The 18,156-nt window shown below is 41.5% G+C and carries 10 protein-coding genes and 2 tRNA genes; 1 reads left to right on the top strand and 11 read right to left on the bottom strand.

Going from position 1 to position 18,156, the window contains the following annotated elements; genetic code table 11:
• Positions 1-86 precede the first annotated feature (86 nt).
• From HXT46_RS01740 to HXT46_RS01725, 4 genes are all read right to left on the bottom strand, one after another.
• Positions 87-159: transfer RNA gene (locus tag HXT46_RS01740), tRNA-Arg, on the bottom strand.
• A 49-nt stretch (positions 160-208) separates the two neighbouring features.
• Entirely contained in the window at positions 209-520 is a 312-nt protein-coding gene (locus HXT46_RS01735; protein WP_004115679.1) for an exodeoxyribonuclease VII small subunit, read from the bottom strand.
• Between the two features lie 92 nt (positions 521-612).
• Positions 613-1,968, bottom strand: a complete 1,356-nt coding sequence (xseA, locus tag HXT46_RS01730) for an exodeoxyribonuclease VII large subunit (RefSeq protein WP_246979451.1) — start codon at positions 1,966-1,968, stop codon at positions 613-615.
• Positions 1,969-2,120: 152 nt separating this feature from the next.
• The gene (locus HXT46_RS01725; RefSeq protein ID WP_421786175.1) at positions 2,121-8,144 is read right to left on the bottom strand and encodes a S8 family serine peptidase; all 6,024 of its coding nucleotides are present in this window, start codon (positions 8,142-8,144) and stop codon (positions 2,121-2,123) included.
• Positions 8,145-8,579: 435 nt separating this feature from the next.
• On the opposite strand from HXT46_RS01725, the gene HXT46_RS01720 reads away from it, so the two are divergent.
• Positions 8,580-8,653 (top strand) — tRNA-Lys (locus HXT46_RS01720).
• A 776-nt stretch (positions 8,654-9,429) separates the two neighbouring features.
• Here HXT46_RS01720 and tuf read toward each other — a convergent pair.
• From tuf to HXT46_RS01685, 7 genes are all read right to left on the bottom strand, one after another.
• Complete coding sequence (gene tuf, locus HXT46_RS01715) at positions 9,430-10,629, bottom strand: elongation factor Tu (protein WP_004112314.1); 1,200 nt, start codon at positions 10,627-10,629, stop codon at positions 9,430-9,432.
• A 170-nt stretch (positions 10,630-10,799) separates the two neighbouring features.
• Positions 10,800-12,929 (bottom strand): elongation factor G, encoded by a 2,130-nt coding sequence (gene fusA, locus HXT46_RS01710; protein WP_004112311.1) that lies wholly within the window; start codon positions 12,927-12,929, stop codon positions 10,800-10,802.
• 42 nt (positions 12,930-12,971) lie between these two features.
• On the bottom strand, positions 12,972-13,442 hold the full coding sequence (gene rpsG, locus HXT46_RS01705; protein ID WP_004112309.1) for a 30S ribosomal protein S7: 471 nt from the start codon (positions 13,440-13,442) through the stop codon (positions 12,972-12,974).
• A 3-nt stretch (positions 13,443-13,445) separates the two neighbouring features.
• Positions 13,446-13,817 carry a 30S ribosomal protein S12 gene (gene rpsL / locus HXT46_RS01700; protein WP_003813881.1) on the bottom strand — a complete coding sequence of 124 codons (372 nt, stop codon included), beginning with the start codon at positions 13,815-13,817 and terminating at the stop codon, positions 13,446-13,448.
• Positions 13,818-14,096: 279 nt separating this feature from the next.
• Complete coding sequence (locus HXT46_RS01695) at positions 14,097-15,230, bottom strand: cell division protein FtsQ/DivIB (RefSeq protein ID WP_004575091.1); 1,134 nt, start codon at positions 15,228-15,230, stop codon at positions 14,097-14,099.
• Positions 15,231-15,294: 64 nt separating this feature from the next.
• Entirely contained in the window at positions 15,295-16,806 is a 1,512-nt protein-coding gene (gene murC, locus HXT46_RS01690) for a UDP-N-acetylmuramate--L-alanine ligase (protein WP_004112295.1), read from the bottom strand.
• 2 nt (positions 16,807-16,808) lie between these two features.
• Positions 16,809-18,035: a UDP-N-acetylglucosamine--N-acetylmuramyl-(pentapeptide) pyrophosphoryl-undecaprenol N-acetylglucosamine transferase gene (locus HXT46_RS01685; RefSeq protein WP_415697128.1), complete on the bottom strand. Its 1,227-nt coding sequence runs from the start codon at positions 18,033-18,035 to the stop codon at positions 16,809-16,811.
• Positions 18,036-18,156: the final 121 nt, after the last annotated feature.

Genomic DNA, 18,156 nt, shown 5'->3' with positions numbered 1-18,156 from the left:
CCGTTCTTCCGAAAACTCCCCGCCGATAACGGATCATCGCTTAAGTTAGAAACAATCTAACACTATCCCCTAACATTAGCAAAAAGTGCCCCGGATCAGAATCGAACTGACGACACCCACTTTAGGAGAGTGGTGCTCTATCCACTGAGCTACCGAGGCAACAAATGGCAATTATACACTATAGCGTGGTTTACACGCTATAACCTGCTCAAGATTCAAGATTAGACTGCGTTCCAGCAGTTGCAGCCGTAGCAGACTGCTCCGCTTGAGCCGCGTCCAACTTAGCGCGAACCGATGCAAGCAAGCCCTGCGCACGCTTTGCTAGCGCTTCTCCAAGCTCCCATTGATGCATAGACTGATCCAAAGTCAAACCGCCAGCCTCAAGTGCTTTAACAGCTTGCACAAGCTTTTCGCGCGCCTCTTCGTAAGGCATTGCGTTAATCGCAGCCCGCTCTTCACTGCTAAGCGTGCTAATAGCGTCAACTTTTGCACCATTTGCATCTTTTGTTTCGTCGCTCATAATCATCCTTTTTCTAATTTTTATTTAAGATTTTTTATTTAAGATTTTTGTGTTTTATTTTTAAGATATTTAGATTTTACAATTTTACGACTTTACGACTTTTCTACAGAAGTAACGCTAGCTGTAATCAAGCCACTTTTAAGAGTAACAGTTATATCATCGCCAGTTTTTACACGACTAGAATCATCGAGTACTTTCCCACCGCTAATTTGCACAACTGCATAACCTCGATTAAGCGTTGATTGCGGACTAAGAGCCGTAATACTGGCATGTGCTTTTTCAACAGTCAAACTAGCGTCGTCAAGCAGCCGCACCAAACCATGCCTCATGCGTTCAACGGCCTGCTGCACAAACAACTCATGCGACTCCAGCATAGTGCTCGGTCTAGTAAGGCTAGGACGATTCGCGTAGCCTTCAATAAGCTGAATCTCGTTGCTAACTCGCGCAGAAATCCTCATGCGCGCATGTTGCAAAGCGTTATCAATCAACTGCCATTGCTCGTTAACATCTGGAACAACGCGTTTTGCTGCGTCTGTAGGAGTAGAGGCTCGCATATCTGCAGCCAAATCAATAAGCGTCCAATCGTCTTCGTGACCAATCGCAGAAACAATCGGAGTTACGCAAGCAGCCGTAGCGCGAACCACGCCTTCGTCCGAAAATCCAATCAAATCTTCAAAACTACCGCCGCCGCGCGCAACAATAATCACATCAACCTCTGGGTCTGCGTCTAGCTGCTTAATGGCCGCAATTACGTCCGCTGGGCATTGCACACCCTGAACATGCGCGTGAACCACCTTAAAACGCGTTACAGGCCAGCGCAAATTGACGTTTGTAATAACATCCCCCTCGGCGCGAGCTTGAGGCGCACACACTAGACCAATGCACTTTGGGAACTCAGGCAGAGGCACTTTATTCTCCACGTCAAACAAGCCTTCGCCTTTAAGCTTTTTGCGCAACTCATCTATTTGCGCTTTTAAGTCGCCAGCGCCAACACGTCTAATTTCGTCTGCAACAAAGCTCAATCGCGTTGCTTTTACCCAAATATCCGCCTTGCCGTGAACTACTACTCTATCGCCCTGCCGCAAATCTTTCGATTGCTGAACAAACTTGCTAAAGCCCATTATGGAGATTGAAATGTCTTCGTTACTGTCTCTGAGCGTTATGTAGCCAGACGTAGACCTTCTCATGTTGATTTCAACAATCTGACCTTCTACCCAAGCTGCAGGCCACTTTTCTACAGCACCATGGAACTTTTGGCTTATAACGCTTACTGGCCAAGGATTTTCGGCAGTCGTGTCGGCTGCCTTCAGAGGAAGCTGGCGCGGCTGCGACTGCGACTGAACGAACGTTTGGCGCGGCTGCGACATAATCGTCTGCTGCGAATCTTGCGGCATATCTTGCGAAGCATCATCCTGGAATAATTGCGGCATCATATTTGACGAGGTCATGTTTACAGCTTGACTGCAAAGAGGGACAAACACGCGATAACTCTCGACAGTAGTGCCCACAATAAAATACTCCCCATGCGATTAAGCATGAGGAGTATTTAATTATTTAGAATCATAGAATCTAAAATTCAACTTCAGAATCTAAAATTCAATTATTTAATGCTTCGATTCCGCAATCTGCTAGCAATTAACGCAAAAGCACTAATTAGCATCAACAAAGTAACTGTAACCAGAGTGGAAACTGTTCCAACACCAGTTGCACTTAACTTTGAAAGCATGCTACTTGCATTAGTTTCCTTTGAAGATGCAGAATTGCTTGCACCAGAATTGGCAGCACCATTAGCTTTAGATCCGCTTCCGTTCTTACTTCCGCTACCGTTGGCATCAGCATTGCTTGCATTTGCAGATCCACTAGCATTTGCGTAACCAGAGCTCAAATAATCATTGGCAGCATTGCTAGAAGATTCATAATTCTCGTGATATGAATCAAATCCAAATCCTGAAGAACTTCCCAAAACACTTCCGAAATTATTTTCAGAATATTTCAGATTATATTCTGCAATTGTTTCTTCAGATGAAGTTGCATTAGCTGGAATAACCCACACAGTAGTCCATGCAATCTGCGAACCATTTTCATCAAGAAGAACAATCGTATACTCACCTGAATATCCTTCTGGGATCTTAGCGTCGAAGCGAGGCAACCCATCATCACCTAACGTTACCGTTACATACTTAGATCCATCTTTACCATGCAATAGCACAGGCGAAGAATAAATGTAAGCATAAGCATAAGCTAACTTATTCTTCTTAAGTTGGTTAATGAATGCACTTGTATCACTAGAAACTTTAGCATTAGGAGACTCAGAACCAGATTCAGCAGAATCATTCATTCCAGCAATCAACATAACAACAGGATTGCTCTTACCAGCACGAGCAACGTTATTCAAGCGATTACCAACTACAAGATCACCTTTAAGTGATTGTTTTAGATCTGCTATTGATTCAGGAGCCTTAGGCGCTGAAGTCGACTCAGCAGGTGGATTTACAGAAGTATTAGAAGAGCCAGAATGTTCAGATGGACCTTGAGGCGTATCTTTCTTTTCTTTCTTTCTGTCAATCACAATTACCTTAGAAACCGTATCACTATCAGCGTTCGTATTAGTCGTAATATTACCCGCGTAATCAACAGCTTCTACTCTAATAGTATGACTACCGTTATTTAAATCAGCAGTTGGAATATCAAGACTGAATTCAGTCTCACCCGGCTTGCTAGCAACAACAGCAGCATTATCTTTACTATTATCAGAATCTACAAGAATATCTTCTATATTCTTCTTAACTAGATTATTTTTAGCAGAAGCGACAACTTTTCCATCAACATATACTTTTGCAAGTTGAAGATTATTATCCTTGACCTTCACCTTGATGGATCTATTATCACTAATAGTTTCATTGCTTTCCACACCAATATTAACTTCAGGATCCTTCTTATCAACAACTACAGGTATGAAGGTTTCCAAAGATGAAGCAGTTGTATTATTCACTTCTACATGAATAATATCCTTATCTTTTACAGCAAAATTCTTGTTAAACAATGACTTGTTTACCTTTTCACCACCACCATCTGTTGAGAAGAATTCACTAACTATACTTCCGTTTATAAACAGAGAATACCCAAAGCAATCCTGGCTCATAGAACCCTTGAAGTCCACAGAATCTTTATTGGTGAACAATGTATTACCGTAAACAATAGGTTCGTTAAACACAGCCTTAGCTGGATTTACGTCAAAGTAGAATCTTGCCTTAGTATCAAGGAAGCTTCTCTCTAATTCCTCTGTTGACCCTTCTTTCTTAACTTTTTCTTTAAGTTGCATACGGAAATCATTTATTCCAACATGCATAGGAAGCGTCACAGAAAAATGACCATCTTTAATTAAAGCAACAATAGGATCTTTCAATTTCATATGACCGTCAACTATTTCAGCAGAAGGCGTGAACACTATGTTTGAAATCTTAGGTCCAACTTTACCTGTTACTGTAAAGGAATTACCACTTATATTAGGATTTGGCTTACCGTCTTTCAATTTTGGTTGAATTATATAAGTGTTAATTCCTTCAAACTTATTTGCGGATTCCTTATCTATTTCAAAGTCATAATCCTTGCTGAATATCCTATGAACTTCACTATCAAACTTATCTACTGGCTTCGTACGACCTTCTAAAGCAAACACTTTAGAAGAATCATTCGCACCATCAGATGCAGTTAAAGTAACTGTATAAGCAGTAGCATCAGGTTTAATAGTAACTTCGAATGAACCGTCATCATTAAGCTTTACATCATCAGGATCTACAAATTCTCCAGAAGAAGAACCGCTACCAACGGAAACACCACCATCAGGAGTTTGCGCTGTCTTAACATAATCCAAATGCATCGAAAGCTTGTCACCTTTATCATCAGTAACTTTGCCCTTAATAGTAACCTCACCGTTTTTAAGAACATCGAGATTATTATTTTTGTTCAAATTGGTTACTGTTATATTTGGAGCATGAGCATTGAAAGTTACATCAACTTCATCATTACCAATTGGCTTACGTTCATTGTTTAAACCTGTAACAACAATATGATTAACACCGTTCTCAAGAGGAACATAGGCGGCAAAAGCTGACTTATCTTTGAAGAATTTCTTATGCTCATCATCAACAGTTACAGTCTTATTCCCATTATCTTTATAGGTAACCGAAACTTTAATATCTTTCACATCATCGGAAGCATAACCGCCGATAGGAAGATAAAGATTATTGTCACCATCGAATTTAGACATGAATCTAATGGCCATAGTCTTACTTGCAAGCTTAGAGGCTCCATTTATAACAACATCTTTAGAATCCTTAGAATCCTTAAAAATCTTATAAACATAACCACTTTTATTTTCAGCAGAATCCTTAGTTGAGACATAAAGGAATTTAGCATCAGACCCAATATGAACTTTATAAGTATGCTTTGTCGCAGGATTAGAAGGATCAAAGTTTAACTTACAAGCACCCTTGTCATCTTTTTCCTGGCATGTTTTATCTACATTTCTAACTGCAGACCATTTGCCATTTATATGAATATCAGGCACATAAGTTTCGCTCAAATCGTCAGTGACAGTAATAATCACATCACCATTAGAGTCACGGTCAGAAACCTTAATCTTAGGAGCTTTGGTATCAAGACCAACCTTCATAGTGTAGGTTTGTGAACGATCAGAATTCTTAGACAATTTTGCTGTAACCTTGTACGTATATATTCCATCAGGAGCAATTACCTCTTTACCGGTTTTAGGATCGTATTCACTACCATCCCATTCACCAGTAGAACTCTCATTACCATGAGCATTTCCTTTAAGGCTCCTGTAATCACTACGGCTAAGATAATTGTCATAACCTAAATCTTTAACAAGGTTGCCCTTACTGTCATATATAGAATATCTGACTTCTTCAGCACTACGGAACATCATTACAGATGGAATGATAGTGTCTAAAAGCTTATCTTTGTTAGGAGAGAATGAACCTAATTTAGTAGCTTCACCCTCACGATTCACCTTTACTTTATTAGTATTACTTACCGCAGAAACAAGAGTTGTACTTGCTTTAATATCTGAAGAATACTCCTTACTAGGATCAACAAGAATTGGCTCTTTATTCCAATCTCCAACGAAACCTAGATATGGAACTGAGATGTTTGGTTGATTAGAATCTTTTGATTCAAATCGAATATAACCCTCAATATAGTGATTCCTACTAGTGTTTGACTTAAGCTTAAATTCAACTGTTGCAACACTATTAGCTTTTACTAAAATACTGCCATTGCAATTTTGAGGAGTCAAATCCTCATTCTTACTTATATTTGTAACAGTATTTTTATTAGCTTCGTTTGATTCATTTAATACTTGTTGAGTTGGAACGTTGAAAGTTAAATCTTTGCTTCCGTAATTGTGCAAATCTACTTTAATAGTTCTTTCACCATTAACTTCACGAAGAGGAACATAAGATTCACCGTTAACAGTAGCAATAACATTTGTATCCATAGCTTTGTCAACCTGTGCCAAGCCAGCACCGATTTGACGAGGAACATACGGAACGCCCGTATCTTTACCATCATCAGTAAGAACCTTCGCAGTATTCATCAACGCTTGAGTTGCTCTCTTTGCGCGTTCTACTCTACTAATAGAAGGAAAACGATTCTTATAATATTGCACCATAAGTGCAGAAAGACCTGAAACATTTGGAGCAGCCATAGAGGTACCCGACATGTTTACATAATTGCCTTTACCGTTCTGAGTAGAAAATACATTACCACCGATACCAGCGATATTAGGCTTAAAGTCGAGCTCTGGCGTTGAACCCCACGAAGAGAATCCTGAAGGATGCATGCTATCAGGATTTGGAGCGCTTACATAATCATTGCTGAAAGAAATCTTAACTTTCTTATTTTGCTTAAGATCATCGAGCATTTTTAAAGCGTCAGTACGCCTAATCGACACTCCAAATTTTTTGCCAAATCCTTCAATACCAGCCATACCAAGGAATTGTTCTGTACCTTTATCATTATTGTAAACAAGTATACCTGCGGCACCAGCTTCAAAAGCATGCTTGAATTTTGTAGCAAAATTGATTTTACCGCGCTCAACTAATACATATTTACCGTGAACATTTACGCTATCGTACTCATCTATATCAGGATCATCTGAATCATCATCGTATGATCTTCCATATCCTACAGAAACGACTTCACGCTCTTGACCATCAGATTTGCCTGTAGCCAACCTATAAAGTATATCTGTACCTTTACTAGAACCATCTACTTTATAAGTTGCTTTTTTCTCTGTCATAACTGAATTTTCAACAGAAGCAACACTGAAAGCTTCAGGGAATGCAGAAGGCGTGCCAAGAGTCGCATCATCTAACTTTCCAAAAACATCATCTATTTCACCATTAGACGAAAAATTCAAACCTGAATTACCGGCAGAAATAACTGGAAGCACACCAACAGCTCTAGCTTTCTTTAATGCCAAACCTGTAATATTTGAGGCTCCACTAAAGCCGTTGATAGAACCAAGCGACATGTTTATAATATCCGCACCAAGCTCAACGGATTTTTCAACAGCAGCAGCAATATCAGCATCATCAGCACCGCCAGATCTGCTAGCTTCATTCGAGAACACTTTCATAGCAAGTAGCTGTGCGTTTGGAGCAACACCATCTACACGCCAATTCTTGTCCGCTGGTTTACCTGTCTCATCTCCATTAGCAGCCACAATACCAGCTACATGCATGCCATGCTGTTCTTCACTAATATCATCTCTAACATTATCGTTTTGATCTGCAAAATTATAGCCGTCAGGAACTTTATCTGTAAAACCAGGCTTAGGTTTCATTTTTATATGAGCTTTTGCAGATTCATCGAGCTTCATATCTGGCTGATTCATATCAATACCGGTATCAATAATTGAAACTAGCATACCAGTGCCATCAAGCTTATACTTTTTAAAAGCCTCACCTACACCTTGTAAAACACGTGCATTGTTTTCCATTGTCCGGAATTTACGTGCTTTGTGAGCAGATTCAACTTCAGGCTCTTTTCTAAGTTCTAATACCATATTCTGAGGCATGGTTACCTCAAATGCATTCACCAAGTATCCAAGCTGACGGCGAACCTTCATCTTATATTTTTTGCACCATTGAGGGAGAAGTTTATTTTGTTGATTCTTACGTTCTGAAGCAACACTTTTTCCAATGCCACCTTTACCTTTAAGAGTAACTACAACATTTACTTCTTCTTTAGAATTAAAGTCAAATTCGTTTTTATACGCTTTTTTATAATCTTCTATAGCTTTTTCAAGCAATGAACCTTTATAAGATTCTTCCGTACCTTCATTCTTTTTATTTTCAGCAAAATCTTTAATAGCTCTTTTAATTTCTGCTTCTGTAGGCACATGACCTGAATCAGCAGCTTTGCTGAGCAATTTATTTGCACCAGAAATTGTGGTTTTATCAGATTTTTTATTAACATTTACGTTTGATACAGTTTCTGCGTATGCTGTAGTTAATCCGGAAAGCGGCACGATAAGGGTTGCTGTAGCAACTCCTAATGCAGCTAAGCGAGTTAAATATGATGCTCTTTTGAACTTCATAAATACGCTCTCCTTCAATGAAATACTTATAAAATATTTTTCACAAGCCTAGCATTGAGGAAAATAAAAAAAACATAAATATGTAAATTTTTATGCATAAACAGTTAAAAAATACGAATCAACCCACAAAGAACGGCTAAATATAGCCATTTCTAAAGAGAAAATTTTTCAGAATTGCGTTGATTATACAACTATAAATTAACATGTTGTTCACACAAAAGATTCAAAACTCGTTTTTTGTTACTATTTTTTATAAATATTGCTTATATTTATAAACATATGTTACTTTAGATAAACTTCTTATCGAAATTTTTCCGAAATATAAAATGTGAAACCAAAAAGTGTTATAGCACTAATAACAAAACACGACACGCCGTAACTTGCAAATAAATCGATTCTGAGTATAGTTATTACTCGGCTCAAGAAATGACCAACGCCCCTTTAGCTCAGTTGGTTAGAGCAGCTGACTCTTAATCAGCGTGTCCAGGGTTCGAATCCCTGAGGGGGCACAAACAAAACCCAAGCTTTGCGGCTTGGGTTTTTTCGTATTTAGATTTTTCATTATTCACATATGATTTATGGGCTATAGGCCAAAAAGTGTGTAAAGCTAAGCTGATTAATCTTCTGGCGTATAAGCCACAGTACACACACCGTTAATAACTCAGTTAACGAACTGAGAAAATAACGGTAATAGGCACGACACTGTTAATAACTCAGTCAGCTAACTGAGAAAGTAAGGGTCATATGTTACTAGTGCAGTACGTAATCTGCGACAGTAACAGCGTTTGACGATTTATTGTTAAATATTCATCTAATACATGTTTCGAACACCAAAGAACATAAGAAATAACCCACATTCGATATGCCGCGAGCCGTACTGCTATAAGGGTTATGAACTGATTTTTTACACACTTTTTGTCCGGGTGGCGAATGTGCAGAAAACAGATTCGATTACCGCAAAACCCTTGTATTGCAATGCGTGAGACATGATTTATTACACACTTTTTGGCCTATAACCCCAATATTCCAACAAAAGACTGACTCTCAGACACACTTTCGCCATTTACACAATAACATTTAAAAAAAAAAAACAATGTTGTGATAATTTTTGTGATAACTATAAAAAAGTAAAAATTCAAAATACGCTAAACAACACCAAACAACACACCAAACAACACAAAACGATCTATGTGTAATTCTTCAACAGAAAATACAAAAAGACCCCACGATTTTCCTCATGGGGTCTTTTCTAAGACTTAACTAATATCTTCAGTTAGAAAAAATACTAGGCAAGAATCTTGGTCACACGACCAGAACCAACGGTACGGCCACCTTCACGAACTGCGAAGGTCAAGCCCTCTTCCATTGCGATAGCCTGGATCAACTCAACAGTGAAGGTTGCGTGATCGCCTGGCTGAACCATTTCGATGCCGTCTGGCAAGGTGATAACGCCAGTAACATCGGTGGTACGGAAGTAGAACTGTGGACGGTAGTTGGAGAAGAATGGCGAGTGACGGCCACCTTCGTCCTTGGTCAAGACGTAAACTTCGCCTTCGAACTTGGTGTGTGGAGTCACAGAACCTGGAGCAGCCACAACCTGACCACGCTCAACGTCGGTACGGTTGATACCGCGGAGAAGAAGACCAGTGTTATCGCCAGCCTCTGCCTCATCCATCTGCTTGTGGAAGGTCTCGATAGAGGTGACGGTGGTGGTCTGGGTATCGCGCAAACCAACAATCTCAACTGGGGTGTTGATTGGGAGCTTACCACGCTCAACACGACCGGTGACAACGGTACCACGACCGGAGATGGTGAACACATCTTCGATTGGCATCAAGAATGGCTTGTCAAGATCGTGAGTTGGGGTTGGGATGTACTCGTCAACAGCCTTCATGAGTTCCTTGACGGTCTCTACCCACTTGTCGTGGTCTGGAGCGTCATCATGCAAAGCGCCGTAAGCGGAAGTACGGATGACTGGGCAATCGCGATCGAAGCCGTTTTCTTCGAGGAGGTCACGGACCTCTTCTTCAACGAGATCGATAAGCTCTTCGTCGTCAACCATATCGCACTTGTTCAAAGCAACAAGAATTTTTGGAACGCCGACCTGCTTAGCAAGCAAGACGTGTTCACGGGTCTGAGCCATTGGACCGTCGGTAGCAGCAACCACGAGGATTGCGCCATCCATCTGAGCGGCACCAGTGATCATGTTCTTAACGTAATCAGCGTGGCCTGGGGCGTCCACGTGAGCATAGTGGCGTGCAGCCGTCTGATACTCGATGTGGGCGATGTTAATGGTAATGCCGCGCTCCTTCTCTTCTGGAGCGGCGTCGATCTGATCGAAGTCATACTGAGGGTTCAGATCTGGATACTCGCCATGCAGCACCTTAGAAATAGCCGCGGTCAAGGTAGTCTTACCGTGATCAACGTGACCGATGGTACCAATGTTAACATGCGGCTTAGTACGCTCGTACTTTTCCTTTGCCATGTGTTTGTCCTCCTGGACGTCTCGTAGTTTGCTTCACAACCTTATGTGAAGCCTCTCGCTACATATTTACTGGGTTTCTGGGTTAGGTGCCACTTCGGTGCCAGAACCCAGTCAACGTACGAAATTCTAGCGTTGACTAGGGACACAAAACACCGAAGTAGCGTGCGCTTTTACTCGCCGCGCTGGGCTTTAATAATCTCGTCCGAAACAGCCTTTGGAACTTCCGCGTAAGAGTCCATCTGCATGGTGAACATTGCACGTCCCTGAGTCTTGGAACGAAGATCACCAATGTAGCCGAACATCTCGCTCAGTGGAACCTTAGCGTCAATAACCTTAACGCCAGTAGCGTCGGTCATAGACTGAATGTTTCCACGACGGGAGTTCAAATCGCCCATAACGTCACCCATGTACTCTTCTGGAGTACGAACTTCCACTGCCATAATTGGCTCGAGGATTACTGGGTGAGCCTTAGGAGCAGCTTCCTTGAAGCACATGGAACCTGCAATCTTGAAGGCCATTTCCGAAGAATCAACGTCGTGAGTCTGACCGTCGGTAACGGTTGCTTTAACGCCAACCACTGGGAAGCCTGCCAAAACGCCAGATTCCATAGCTTCCTGCACACCTGCGTCGATGGAAGGAATGAATTCCTTAGTAATGTGGCCGCCAGTGACCTCGTTAACGAACTGATAGACTTCGCCAGATTCTGGATCGATTGGCTCAAAGTTCATCAAAACCTTTGCGAACTGACCAGAACCACCAGTCTGCTTCTTGTGGGTGTATTCCTGGTTCATAACAGCCTTACGAATGGTTTCACGATAAGCAACCTGTGGCTTACCAACATTCGCTTCGACCTTGAACTCGCGGCGCATACGATCCACAATAATGTCGAGCTGAAGCTCGCCCATACCAGAAATCAAAGTCTGACCAGACTCTTCATCGGTCTTAACCTGGAAGGTAGGATCCTCATCAGAAAGCTTAGCCAAAGCCAAGCTCATCTTTTCCTGATCTGCCTTCGTCTTTGGCTCCACAGCAACCTCGATAACAGGATCTGGGAAGGTCATGGATTCCAAAGAAATTGGGTTCTTTTCGTCGCACAAAGTATCACCAGTGCTGACATTCTTCAAACCGACAAAGGTGTAAATGTTTCCAGCTTCTGCAGAATCTACAGGATTTTCCTTATCTGCGTGCATCTGGAAGATCTTACCAACACGTTCCTTCTTGGACTTGGTGGAATCGTACACAGAATCGCCTGGCTTAACTTCACCAGAATACACGCGCACGAACACAAGCTTTCCATAGAATGGATGGGTTGAAATCTTGAACACCAAAGCTGCAAATGGATCGGTGTTTACTGGCTTACGATCAATTTCAACAGATTCGTCGCTTGGATCAAAGCCCTTAATAGATGGAACATCTTCTGGGCTTGGAAGGAAGTCAACAACAGCATCCAGCATTGGCTGAACGCCCTTATCCTTGAATGCAGAACCGCAAGTTACTGGGAAGGCTTCGCGAGCAATAGTAAGCTTGCGAATACCCGCGCGCATTTCTTCTTCAGAAAGCTCTCCAGATTCGAGGTACTTCTCAAGCAACTCTTCGTCAGCTTCTGCAACCTGATCCATAAGCTCGGCACGATATTCTTCTGCACGCTCCTGCAGGTCTGCAGGAATGTCAACGGTGTCGTAGTGGGCACCCATATCGTCCTTAACGTCATTCCAGACGTAAGCCTTCATACGAATCAAGTCAACAACACCAAGGAAGTCGTTTTCAGCACCGATTGGAAGCTGAATAACGAGAGGCTTAGCACCAAGCTTTTCCTTAATGGTCTTAACAGAATAGTAGAAATCTGCGCCAAGCTTATCCATCTTGTTGATGAAGCAAATACGTGGAACACTATACTTATCAGCCTGACGCCAAACGGTTTCAGACTGAGGCTCCACGCCTTCCTTACCATCAAACACTGCAACAGCACCGTCGAGAACACGCAAAGAACGCTCAACCTCTGCGGTAAAGTCAACGTGTCCTGGTGTATCGATGATGTTGATCTGGTAGCGATCGTCAGTGTCATGAGTCTGACGCTGCCAGAAGCAAGTGGTTGCAGCAGACTGAATAGTAATACCGCGTTCCTGCTCCTGTGCCATGAAGTCCATGGTGGATGCGCCATCGTGAGTTTCACCGATCTTGTAATTCTTACCAGTGTAGTAAAGAATACGCTCGGTGGTAGTAGTCTTACCAGCATCGATGTGCGCCATGATGCCGATGTTACGAACCATATTCAGGTCGTTAAGCACATCTTGTGCCATATTATTATCCTTAGCTCTTTAAGATACCGATTATCTTGTGGATTACCAGCGATAGTGAGCAAAAGCCTTGTTTGCTTCTGCCATCTTGTGGGTATCCTCGCGGCGCTTTACAGAAGCACCCAAGCCATTGGAGGCATCGAGAATTTCGTTAGCCAAACGCTCAGCCATAGTCTTCTCACGACGAAGGCGGGAGAAGTCTGTAAGCCAGCGCAAGGACAAAGTGTTTGCACGAGCAGGCTTAACTTCGACTGGCACCTGGTAGGTTGCACCACCGACGCGGCGGGAACGAACCTCAAGGCTTGGACGAATGTTATCGAGAGCGCGCTTCAAAACAGAAACTGGCTCCTGCTCGGTCTTTGCCTTCACCTGCTCAAGAGCAGTGTAGACGATGTTTTCTGCGATGGACTTCTTGCCATCGAGAAGAATTTTGTTAATCAACTGAGCCACGACGGTCGAGCCGTAGATTGGATCAGGAAGCAGCTGATGCTTTTTTGCAGGTCCTTTACGTGACATGTTTTACTTCGCCTTCTTTGCTCCATACAGGGAACGACCCTGCTTGCGGTCCTTAACACCCTGGGTATCGAGAGCACCACGCACGATGTGGTAACGCACACCTGGGAGATCCTTCACACGGCCACCGCGCACGAGCACAATGGAGTGCTCCTGCAAGTTATGACCTTCGCCTGGAATATAGGCGGTTACTTCAATACCCGAGCTGAGGCGCACACGAGCAACCTTACGAAGCGCAGAGTTTGGCTTCTTAGGAGTGGTGGTGTACACACGAGTGCACACGCCACGACGCAACGGGCTACCTTTCAAGGCCAAAGTCTTTGACTTCTTAGGCTTGGCCTGACGTCCCTTACGGACGAGTTGTTCAATCGTAGGCAACTTAAGTTCTCCGATTCATTGTTATCTTCTATTTGGTGAAAACCGCCACACTGCAGCACACCTTAAACCATGAATCGGTTAAAAGAGTAAAAGCCACAGTCCACCGGCCCGATGGCCCTCATGCCTCCAGCCACGCATTACTGCGCGCTATCCTTGGCACTTGGGATATCCCAACGAGAACACCTATAACATAAGGCGCACCGTTGGCACACACGAATTACTATTATACATCTTTGCTTGACAATTAAAATACGCTTAAATAAGATCCGCTTAAACGAACTACTTTAAAATAGGTCTCGCGGGAGCAGAAACATCAAGACGTTGCCTGTTTCCAATTTTGCTAGGATCATTGATAATCACGTCTACAATCGCCTTTTTAAGATCTAAATCTGAAGAATCACCCCAAACAATTACACGATGAATTTCTACGTTAGAAACAGTGGAAGAAATCTCAGTTTCAACAGAATCCTGAGTTCTGGCACTAACTCGCATTACATGTGAACGAAAATCTTCAGACAAAGAACTTACAATTTTCAACGCCTCACGTACAGCCTTACTGCTCAAACTCTTGTGAACGTCTGTAACTTCAATAACTGGAATTCCTGTAGTAGGAACATTTTCAACTGCATTAAGAACTCTACCTTTAACGTCAACAGCTGTTAATTTTTCACTACCGTGAGATTTAAGTATCGCAGCAGGCTTTTGCGCTCTAACCGTTATTTGCAATCCTTGAGGGAATTTTTTTGAAACCTTAGCTTCTGTAACACCAGGTATGTTATTAAGTTGCTCAATTATTTCTTGAGATGACACTAAAAACAGCGATTTATTTACCTGATTAGATGCAATAGACGAAATTTTTTGCTCACTAACCCATTCGTTAGAGCCAAAAATACTAATATTTTTAGACTTAAGTCTAAATACAGGAGAAAAGAATAGAACCCAACATAGCAATGTTATAGATGCAATTATCAGAAAACTATAGAGAAATCTCAACAGAATCGTACGTAAACTAGCGAACTTTTTTTCTTTTTCTCTAGCACTGAAATCTATAACTTTAGGCCTAGAAACAATACCTAATGGCCCAGCGGTTGAACGCAAAGTCTGTTTTACAAAATCAACTACAGAAAGTCTCCTAGCATCTACAAAAGTGTTCTTAGAAGCATTATTTTTTGTAGATTCACCCGATACAGAAAACTCTGCAGTTACAGAAGACGCAGAAGATTTAGATGCAGTTGTAGGCACGGAAGATGTAACAAACTCAATAGAACTATCAGATGTAGTTAAATTCGATTTTGCTGTTCTACCTTTTTTGCGCAATGATTTTTTAGAAATCAGGTTACGATTTTCCGCATCGTTTCCAGTCGTACTAGATACAGTACGACCTTCAGACTTGCTAAAAATCACACGCCCCATACACTACCTCTTAAATCAGCTTACGACTTTTATCTGCTTTAAAATTTTATAAACTCTTATAAACTCACAAACTTTTGTAACTCAATGCTTCAAGCATAACAGATGTCATAGCTGTGATACTTCCTGCTCCAACAGTAAACAGAACATCGCCATTTTTTGCTCGACTAGCCAATTTTAGAGCACCTTCACGCATATCTTCCACTGCCTCGATATTAGATGTAATATCATCTTTCCTAGCTACATCAACAATAGTTGACGCGTGAATATCTGGGAAATCTTCCTGTTTTTCTCTAGCTGGGAAAATTCCAGTGACGATCACGTCATCTGCAAGAGATAATGCAGATGCAAATTCATGCGCAAAAGAGCGAGTTCTAGAAAACAGATGCGGCTGGAAAAGAACACGAATACTAGCATTCGGATATCTTCTTCTTGCAGCGCGCAAAAGAGCATCTATTTCCGTAGGATGATGCGCGTAATCGTCTACAACCGTTACTCCATTAACACACCCACGAATATCGAATCGCCTAGAAGCCCCACGGAAACTAGAAGCACCATCTGCCGCATCTTTAGGGCTCATGCCTAAAAGCATCGCAGCAATAATAGCAGCACATGCGTTCCTAGCATTATGCAATCCTGGAATTATAAGATTAACATCTATAAAATCGCCATTAAATTCAATAACAAACGATTCACTTCCGCTACCCGTTTTTTCACTTTCATGCTCAATAAAGGCAAATTTTACAAAACTTTTCACTCGATCATTCAGCAAAGAAACATTATCTTTATTACTTGTGTAAACGATTGTTTTTTTAAGAGAATCATCGCTTAAAGCATCTAAAACGGCACGAGCGCCATCATCATCTGCACAAATCACAATATGCCCAAGAGCATGGCTTAAATGTTCAACAAAAGCCGAGCGATAATTTTGCGCATTTCCATAATGATCCAAATGATCCGCTTCAACATTTGTAACAATTGCAATATACGGATTATATTTTTCAAAGCTGCCGTCGGATTCATCCGCCTCTGCAACCATAACGATTCCGCTGCCAGCATGCCCTCCGTCTATTTCACCACCATCTTGTGCTTGAATAGATCCACCAATCGCATAACTCGGGTCTGCTAGATCACCTTTACCACAAACTCGCAAAATATGTGCTAAAAGTGAGCTTGTTGTAGTTTTGCCATGCGCTCCAGCAACAGTTACTCCCCTTTTAGCACTTAAAAGCAAGGATAAGATGTCGCTTCTGTGTACAAGTTTCACACCATTTTGATAAGCAGCAATAATTTCAGGATTACTCGGCTTAATCGCGCTAGAATACACAAGAATATCGGAATTTTTTATATGACTTGCACTTTGACCTATTTTTACATTTATTCCAAGTTCTTCTAAGCGTCTTGTGTGGTCATTTTCTTGACAATCACATCCACTTACTTCCACCCCTTCTTCGTGTAGCATTTCTGCCAAAACGCTCATTCCAGCTCCGCCTATTCCAATAAAGTGAACAGAGCCTAACGAAGATATAGTCTGGTCTGCTTCAAATGCTGAGCGCATAGGATTCATATTAATATCCATAATTATCTTCTGCTTTCTTTTGCAATATCAAGAATATATTTTGCCATTACACTCGCAGCATCACGAATGCCATATTTCCAAGATTTTTCACGCATTTGTTCAAGACGATTTGTATTGTCAAGCAATTCCAACACATTGTCACGAATCCAATCAACAGTAAAATCAGAATCGCTAACCATAATCGCTCCTCCTGCATCCACAACAGGCTGTGCGTTAAAACGCTGCTCACCATTACCAATCGGCAGCGGAACGTAAATTGCAGGAAGACCAATAGCAGATATTTCTGCAACAGTACCAGCGCCAGACCTACAAATCACCAAGTCTGCACAAGCAAAAGCCCAGTCGATCCTCTCCAAATATTCACAAATATGATAATCACCTAAACCTGCATGCTCTGGCTTAACGTCGTTTATTTGATTAAGACCAGCCACTCGCGCAACATTATCTTTAACTTCTTTAGACTTTCCAGAACCCGTAAGATGAACTATTTGAGCACACTTAAGCAAATCGCCAGCAGCAATAGAAACAGAATCGTTCAAACTTTTAGCACCTAAAGACCCACCTGTAACAAGTACAATAGGTCTACTTGGATCTAATCCAAGCTTTTTAGCACCTTCTATCCTAGCTAAATCAGAATCTTGTGTAATTTGTGCGCATAAATCAGATATCGCTTTTCTAAGAGGCAAACCGACTCGTAACGCTTTTGTGCACGAACCTAATTTTGAGCACAAACCAGTGCCATCATAAACACAACCAATCATGTTAGCCCAACGCGCACCAAGTTTATTTGCCATTCCAGCACGAGCATTCTGCTCATGAATAACAATAGGCAATCTCATGCTGTGAGCTTGCGAATAAACAGGAGCAGAAGCATAACCACCAAAACCAACAACAACATCAGCGCGTCTTTTTTTCAGTATTTCACGAACCTTATTCTTTTCACGAACCCATTTAAAAGGAAACTTAAACATGTATAAATTAGGTTTTCTAGGAAAAGGAACTTTCTCAATGACATCAAGCGGTAAACCAGTTTGTGGAACAAGAGTCTTTTCTAATCCAACATTAGTTCCAATAACACTAATTTTTACAGATTCATCTAAATCTTTTAACGCGCTAGCTACAGAAAGAAGAGGATTAACATGACCTGCTGTTCCGCCCCCTGCTAAAACAACATGCAAAGAATCTTCATCGACATTATCGACAGAGGAATCAGAGTTCACATCTTCCATATAAACCACCTACATTCGAGCTAGAGTGAATCTAAAATAAATTTAAATCAATCTAAAACCACTAATTATAATAATTTCTAACCTAATCTAAAACTTTAATCTAAGACTAAACAATTAGACA

This window comes from Gardnerella sp. DNF01204 (genome assembly GCF_049244145.1).
Lineage (GTDB): Bacteria > Actinomycetota > Actinomycetes > Actinomycetales > Bifidobacteriaceae > Bifidobacterium > Bifidobacterium vaginale.
Note: the sequence above shows the minus strand (reverse complement) of the source record. Positions and strands in the feature narration are given on the sequence as shown.

Bases quoted from the DNA above. Each gene is read 5' to 3' on its own strand.
- murC (WP_004112295.1), bottom strand. From the start codon at position 16,806: ATGGATATTAATATGAATCCTATGCGCTCAGCATTTGAAGCAGACCAG.
- tuf (WP_004112314.1), bottom strand. From the start codon at position 10,629: ATGGCAAAGGAAAAGTACGAGCGTACTAAGCCGCATGTTAACATTGGT.
- HXT46_RS01685 (WP_415697128.1), bottom strand. From the start codon at position 18,035: ATGGAAGATGTGAACTCTGATTCCTCTGTCGATAATGTCGATGAAGAT.
- HXT46_RS01695 (WP_004575091.1), bottom strand. From the start codon at position 15,230: ATGGGGCGTGTGATTTTTAGCAAGTCTGAAGGTCGTACTGTATCTAGT.
- xseA (WP_246979451.1), bottom strand. From the start codon at position 1,968: ATGACCTCGTCAAATATGATGCCGCAATTATTCCAGGATGATGCTTCG.
- rpsG (WP_004112309.1), bottom strand. From the start codon at position 13,442: ATGTCACGTAAAGGACCTGCAAAAAAGCATCAGCTGCTTCCTGATCCA.
- fusA (WP_004112311.1), bottom strand. From the start codon at position 12,929: ATGGCACAAGATGTGCTTAACGACCTGAATATGGTTCGTAACATCGGC.
- HXT46_RS01735 (WP_004115679.1), bottom strand. From the start codon at position 520: ATGAGCGACGAAACAAAAGATGCAAATGGTGCAAAAGTTGACGCTATT.
- HXT46_RS01725 (WP_421786175.1), bottom strand. From the start codon at position 8,144: ATGAAGTTCAAAAGAGCATCATATTTAACTCGCTTAGCTGCATTAGGA.